Source organism: Okeania hirsuta, from assembly GCF_003838195.1.
GTDB classification, from domain to species: domain Bacteria; phylum Cyanobacteriota; class Cyanobacteriia; order Cyanobacteriales; family Microcoleaceae; genus Okeania; species Okeania hirsuta.
On the sequence record NZ_RCBY01000328.1, the window covers coordinates 1 to 6,355 of the forward strand.

The following is a 6,355-nucleotide window of genomic DNA, read 5'->3' on the forward strand; positions in this document are numbered from 1 at the left end:
TGAAACAGAAATCAGGTATTCTCCAGTCTATGGTAACTCGTGCTGCTTTTTTGTCTGACGAGTCTCACCGGATTCGCTTTGTTTATATCCCTAAACATACTTCTTGGCTGAATCAAATTGAGTGTTGGTTCTCTATTTTGGCCAGGCGTTTACTCCGGCGTAGCAGTTTCTCTTCCACCTCAGACCTCAAGCAGAAGATACTGAATTTTATTGACTATTTCAACTGTACTCTAGCCAGACCTTTTATCTGGAAATTTCAGGGGTTTTCAGAGGATGATTAACCAGATTCAGATTCATGGTCATACTGACTCAAGGATCCAACTCAATGCCGATCATTTTTAGCTTGGCTATTGACCATTTATTTTACGATCGCGATCACACTTCTGAGTATTCTATCTCAGGAAGAAGGCATTGCTTCTACTGGTCACTTATTTCTGCCATCCTGCACTAGATTAAAAAATGAATATGGATTAGACTAATGGCAAAGTATCAATTTTCTGAGGATGCAATTTTATATCAAGTCAGAAGTCAAAAGTCAAAAGTAAGGTTTGTCGGGTGCGTTAGGAAGTTAAAAATTCAAAAGTAAAATTTGTAGTAGATTGACACAGCTAAAACTGTGCAGCTATAATCAGACATAATATTACTCCCTTTGATCGAATTCTTTTTCTACTTGCGGAGTGAGAAATATCTCTTGAAATTTCTCTACCGATTTTGGATGGATAAACAATATAGCAATGCCAATAATGGCAAATATTGTACATAACAAGTAGTAAATAATTTGCCCATTCTGCATCCAAGTCAAGGAATCTAGAAATCCAAATTTCTTGGGTTTTTCTATTTCTGGTTCTGGAGAATTTGCTGTTACTTTACCTTGAATCTTACTCTCGTCACCGAATACATTACCCACAATATTTCCATCTTTATTTTCTATATTTTGGCTTTGGTCATTGACAATTTTTTTTGTCATGGTTTTATTCCCAACAATATTATTACTATCTATAACAAAATCTCTACTATCAACTATATAAATATCATTTGGACGATGACTAGCTTGTAAAAATTCTCTACTCAAGTCTCCGTCTATTACATCATCAATGTCTATTACATGATCAATTAAACTTCGGATATCCACTTCATCATAGGGATAATTATCGCAGTTAGTTTTTTGTCTGCCATTACTTTTCCATTCGTTTAATTTCTCAAATTTGTATCCGGGATGGTTGTTAATTGATTATCACTTAAATCAAGCCTAATTAAATTGGTGAGTTGAGTAATTGATTCCGGGATATTTGTTAACTGATTACCACCTAAATAAAGCCCAGTTAAATTGATGAGTTTAGAGATTGATTCCGGGATGTTTTTTAATTGATTATCACTTAAATCCAGCCCAGTTAAGTTCCTGAGTTTAGAGATTGAATCCGGGATAGTTGTTAATTGATTACCACCTAGATAAAGCCTAGTTAAATTGGTGAGTTTAGAGATTGACTCCGAAATGTTTGTTAATTGATTATTTCTTAAATTTAATACTTCTAGCTGCTCTAGCTTCCAAACCTCAGTAGGGATTTCAGTCAATATTTCATCATCTCTGCTCAAAGAAACATTACTTAAGTTTAATTCCTTAAGTTTTTTATCTTTAGCTACTTGTATTCTTTCTCGAAAACGTCGTGGTATCTGATTCTGCTGATTTGTTTTAGGAAAATTCATAGCTCAATAAAAGAATTTTTACAATTATTGTAATAGCTACAAATACAAACATCGATTTTCCATAACCATCATAACTTTCTTACTTCAACCCAACCTAAAAAAAATTCTTATAAATAACCACCCAATGTTTTGCCTCAAAAATTTTCTCAGTATTTCAGCAACGTGCTAGAACATTATTGTATAGAATTTTTGGCGTTGGTAATTTGAGATATGATACCATGTCTGGATAAGAGCGCAATAGAACTCCGTGACCTTTACGCTCCCCGAAAAACTTTATCTTTCTACTCGGGGTTTCTTCTTCTTTCTTTCCTTCTGACTCCTGACTCCTGACTCCTAAAGAATTAAGATTCATATCATACACTAATTTACCAACGCCGAATTTTTCAGTAAGTGTGGATACACTGCTGGAGATCCCCCCTAACCCCCCTTGACAAGGGGGGAAACCGGAAGTCCCCCTTTTTAAGGGGGATTTAGGGGGATCGTTGTTTTTCGTACCTCATGCGTAAGTCCCGATCATACTTACTAGATGGCAAAACTAAGACGTTATAGTTATGGGTGCCTGATTTGTAGAAGTAACCTACTTAGTAGATGGAAAACTAAGACGTTATAGTTATGAGTGCCTAATTTTTCATCACCACAAAAGCGACAACAATAGAAAAACTAAGACGTTATAGTTAGCAGACAGAGATTCCTACTCTAAAACTTTGATAAAATTGCTTTTTCTCTTTTAAAGATAATAAAGCTGATAGCTGACTGCTGAATACTGAATGCTTACCATACTATTCCAACCAAGATGAAAGGTCTCTATCAATTAAATCTTGTAATTTGAGAATATCTTCACGGTAGAATTCAGTTAATAGTTGACGCTCTTCTGAAGAAAGAGGTTTGAGTTCTTTTCCTGCTGAATTTAACTTAATTATACTAGAGCGTAATTTCTGCCGCATTTCTAAAGGCATTAATACTCTAAGCGTTGATGAAATAGCTGTCCTAACTGGATTTTTTGTTTTCAATAAATTATTCAATGTTTGATTCTTAGGTACAGCCGCACTTTGACTACGCTTTGAAGTATCAGGGTTAAATGTATCATCTACCCCAATAAATCTATAAATCTCTTGCATAACCTTTAAAGAATCTTTAGTTAAATCATCATGGAGAATAATTTTTAATTTTTCCCGGTCGAAACTATCAAAATAATGTTTGATAGGAGAATAATATAATCCTTTCTTGATTGTTGAAGAACTATCTGCACGAAATTTAACTTGTTCGCTTAGAGAACGAACTTTTCCCACATTTATCCCATCGCGAAGGTGCATTAAATAATCAGAATAAGCTCTGTCTACAGGATTTCTCAATATAGCAATCATTTTCACATCAGGAACATAACGTTGAATCATTTCCGATGAAGTTTTATAGTTAACAAGATAGTTAGGAGAAGCTTCTCCTATAGCAATCTCATCTTTTACATTCATAAATAGTTCACAGTATCTTTCCCAGCTATTAATTCTTTTTCTTGTTCCTGTATCTGGTTTTTTTTCTGTATTGTTTTCCCAATCTGTAGCGAAAAAATTTGTTTCCTTAATGGGACTCATATACACCTGGGGATGTTCCTTTAAATATCCATAGACGGATGTAGTTCCTGCCTTCTGTACTCCTATTATTAGAAAAGTTGGTAACTTCATTGTATTTCTCCTAAATTTAAACTTATAGATATAGACATTTATTATTAAAGGTATCAGACTACTAATTCGGAGTTTAGAGCATAGTTTACTATGATGCTTAAATTATAATTTATTAAGAGCTATCTTCCACACATTCTGATGAATTAGTAACTCTTCATTCCTAATTAAGCTAAGAATAATTTAAATTCTATATCCTTCACAGGAGCGCCCATTCCCTTGCGTCTACTACAGATGCGGGGTCGCACCACTGTTAAGAGTTCCTTTTGGCACAAATTTTAGATATATGGTTTAAATGCAAAATAGCTAATATCTTGGTTTAGTTTACTGCATTGATAGACTATTGTAAATAATCTGAATATTATATCAATCCGTGCATAATTTATAAAAAACTCACCGCTGTTTCTAGTTAAATCTTCCCTTTTTCCTAATTTCCAGATATTATATACACAACCGCTTTAAGGATTACAATACTAAATGTTGAACACAGATTAAATTTGTTTTATATACCATATCCGGATGATTAAGTATCATAAAAATGTTCTATTGAAGCGATATTGAAGGAATATCCCAAATTTCTGCTCCCTTTCCAGTGTTTTCACTTGAATTTACACCTACCATCTACCGCCTAAGAAATTTGTTGGAAACAATTAGACAATATTGAAATAATAGATCAAAAATCAGCTTTTTTTTTATCAGTTAGTTTGACTTATTATTTCACTGTTTGAGTTTGTTTTTAATTTATTCGATCAGAGATTTAGAATCTAACAGCAAACCAGTAGGTTCATCATTATTATCCTCGTATTGAGGAAATAATTCGGAAATTTCTGATTTATATTTCTCCGTTTTATCTTGAATCATGTTATACGCTTTTACTAAAATTTCCGATTGTGCTAATAGTAAATCATGTAAATCTATCAATCTTAAATTGCCATTCGACAACACTATAATTATTGGTTCGTAAATATAATTTTTTGGTCTATTTAGGGCAGTTAGTACTGCAGCATTAATTTGAAAATTTTCAGAAAGAACTAAAGGAGGAGTGCTAAGAAAATCTAACAATTCGCTAACAGGTTGCCTAGAATAAAAGTATTTATTTCCTGGTGATTTCATATACTCTAAGAATCTGACTTGTGAAATCATACCCAACATTTTTGTATTTTTAGTAATGATAACTCCTGGTAATTCTGGTTGTTGTCGAAATTTTTCTGCTACTTTTTTTACTAAAGTAGTAGTATTAACTTGAAAATCGTGGAAGGGTAAGTTTCCAACAGTGGAATAGAGTGTAAGCTGAACTAGGTTGGTCATTGAAAATAATGAAGAATAAGCAGTATGAAAAAATATGCTATGAGAATATGTTAACTTGGATAAATTTACAGTTAGATTAAATAATCTAAAATATAAAAAAAAGCTTAATAATTACATAAGCAATACTCTTTGTCCTGGTCCGGAATATTCTTATGGCCATTTTATCCAAAATCACCGGGGATGCCCAGTTTCCACCTGCAAAACCAAACTTAATTTTACCTTTAAATACCCTTGAGCTTTTAAGTCAGCTATTGCAACAAACAACTCAAGGTTTGAAGACTATATTAATTACGGAAGATATACTTGCCACCACCCAATCTCATAAATTCCCAGACCTAAAATTTACAGTAGTTATTTCAGAGGAGTTTAATGGACTTTTGTGGGGCACAATAGTCAAGGAGTCATCAGATAATCAAAGTCAGAAGACAGAAGACCGACAAAAAGATCATAATTTACAATCTAACTCTTCTACCTTTCCTTTTTCAAGGGAAAATGTGGGAAATTTCAAATTTAATGTAGGTTTAACTTTTGACCCAGAGGCAATCACACTTTTTGTATACCAGATTTTTAATATTATAGAAGAAGATAATAGTAACTCAGCGCTCATCTCTCAAATTAAATCTCAAATAAATAACCTGAAAGTCAATAATCCAAATCTCCAGGATGAATTTACCTTGAAATTACTAAAATTATTGACTTCTAATGAAAATATAGATTCTATTTTAGAGCAAACAAGTAGTCAAACAATCAAGAAAAAAAAATCTTATTCTCAGACATCAAATTTACTATCAATAAATGATTCAATAGTTGGTATTTATGGATTATCAGGACCGGATTCAATACTGAATAATCAACAATATCCATTAGTATGTAAACCTATTGAGCAAGCTCTAAACCAACAGCTAGAACAAGAGATACTTCTGAATCAAGTCACAACTCAAATTCGTCAAAGTTTAGAACTACCAGAAATTTTATCAACGACTGTAGAGCAGGTTCAAAAATTGATTAAAGTTGATAGATTATTAATTTATCAATTTAATTATTCCTTATCATTAACAAATAAAACAAATAATATTACAACAGACAATCAAAGAAAAGGTACTGTTAAATATGAAGCATTAGCATCCGAAAAAATTTCTTCAGTATTAGGTTTAAGTGAAGGAGAAAACTGCTTTTTTCCTCCCCATAACTCGATCGTGAAATATAGTAAAACATTTGTTCGTGCTATAGCTGATACAGAAGTAGTTTATGGTAAATTTCCTTGTTTAGTAGAATTGATGCAACAACATCAAGTCAAAGCTAAATTAGTAGTATCAATTATAGTCAATCGACAATTATGGGGATTATTAATTGCCCATCACTGTTCGATTCGAGAGTGGCAAGATCATGAAAAAATATTTCTCAAAGAAATAGCAGAACACTTAGCGATCGCTATTTACCAAGCTCAATTATATGAAGAATTGCAAAAGCAAAAACAAACTTTAGAAAAGCAAGTGGCTAGACGGACTCAAGAACTTTATGATACTCTACAAGCAGCAGAATCAGCTAATCGTACTAAGAGTGAATTTTTAGCCACAATGAGTCATGAATTACGCACTCCTCTCACTTGTGTTATTGGTATTTCTTCAACTCTTTTACGCTGGTCTTATGGCAATAGAGGAGCTAAA

General features: G+C 32.8%; 7 protein-coding genes. 2 read left to right on the forward strand and 5 right to left on the reverse strand.

Annotated elements, in window-relative coordinates:
* The coding region (locus D5R40_RS29375) for a transposase (protein ID WP_192901284.1) at nt 1–281 on the forward strand (281 nt) is incomplete at its 5' end.
* A 359-nt stretch (nt 282–640) separates the two neighbouring features.
* On the opposite strand, the gene D5R40_RS29380 is transcribed toward D5R40_RS29375, so the two are convergent.
* From D5R40_RS29380 to D5R40_RS29400, 5 genes are all read right to left on the reverse strand, one after another.
* Complete coding sequence (locus D5R40_RS29380) at nt 641–1,132, reverse strand: hypothetical protein (RefSeq protein ID WP_124147018.1); 492 nt, start codon at nt 1,130–1,132, stop codon at nt 641–643.
* A gap of 59 nt (nt 1,133–1,191) precedes the next feature.
* A complete protein-coding gene (locus D5R40_RS29385) occupies nt 1,192–1,704 on the reverse strand; it encodes a leucine-rich repeat domain-containing protein (RefSeq protein ID WP_124147019.1) in 513 nt (170 codons plus the stop codon).
* A 154-nt stretch (nt 1,705–1,858) separates the two neighbouring features.
* Nucleotides 1,859–2,056 carry a hypothetical protein gene (locus D5R40_RS29390; RefSeq protein WP_124147020.1) on the reverse strand — a complete coding sequence of 66 codons (198 nt, stop codon included), beginning with the start codon at nt 2,054–2,056 and terminating at the stop codon, nt 1,859–1,861.
* Nucleotides 2,057–2,483: 427 nt separating this feature from the next.
* Nucleotides 2,484–3,383 (reverse strand): sulfotransferase family protein, encoded by a 900-nt coding sequence (locus D5R40_RS29395; protein WP_124147021.1) that lies wholly within the window; start codon nt 3,381–3,383, stop codon nt 2,484–2,486.
* A 738-nt stretch (nt 3,384–4,121) separates the two neighbouring features.
* Nucleotides 4,122–4,688 carry a CBS domain-containing protein gene (locus tag D5R40_RS29400; RefSeq protein ID WP_124147022.1) on the reverse strand — a complete coding sequence of 189 codons (567 nt, stop codon included), beginning with the start codon at nt 4,686–4,688 and terminating at the stop codon, nt 4,122–4,124.
* Between the two features lie 152 nt (nt 4,689–4,840).
* Between D5R40_RS29400 and D5R40_RS41595 the strand changes: the two genes are divergently transcribed.
* Nucleotides 4,841–6,355 (forward strand): GAF domain-containing protein (locus D5R40_RS41595; protein ID WP_134239639.1); only part of this gene is annotated, 1,515 nt, incomplete at its 3' end.

Excerpts from the sequence above, each read along its gene's own strand:
- D5R40_RS29385 (WP_124147019.1), bottom strand. The coding sequence starts at position 1,704 with ATGAATTTTCCTAAAACAAATCAGCAGAATCAGATACCACGACGTTTT.
- D5R40_RS29390 (WP_124147020.1), bottom strand. The coding sequence starts at position 2,056 with ATGAATCTTAATTCTTTAGGAGTCAGGAGTCAGGAGTCAGAAGGAAAG.
- D5R40_RS29395 (WP_124147021.1), bottom strand. The coding sequence starts at position 3,383 with ATGAAGTTACCAACTTTTCTAATAATAGGAGTACAGAAGGCAGGAACT.
- D5R40_RS29400 (WP_124147022.1), bottom strand. The coding sequence starts at position 4,688 with ATGACCAACCTAGTTCAGCTTACACTCTATTCCACTGTTGGAAACTTA.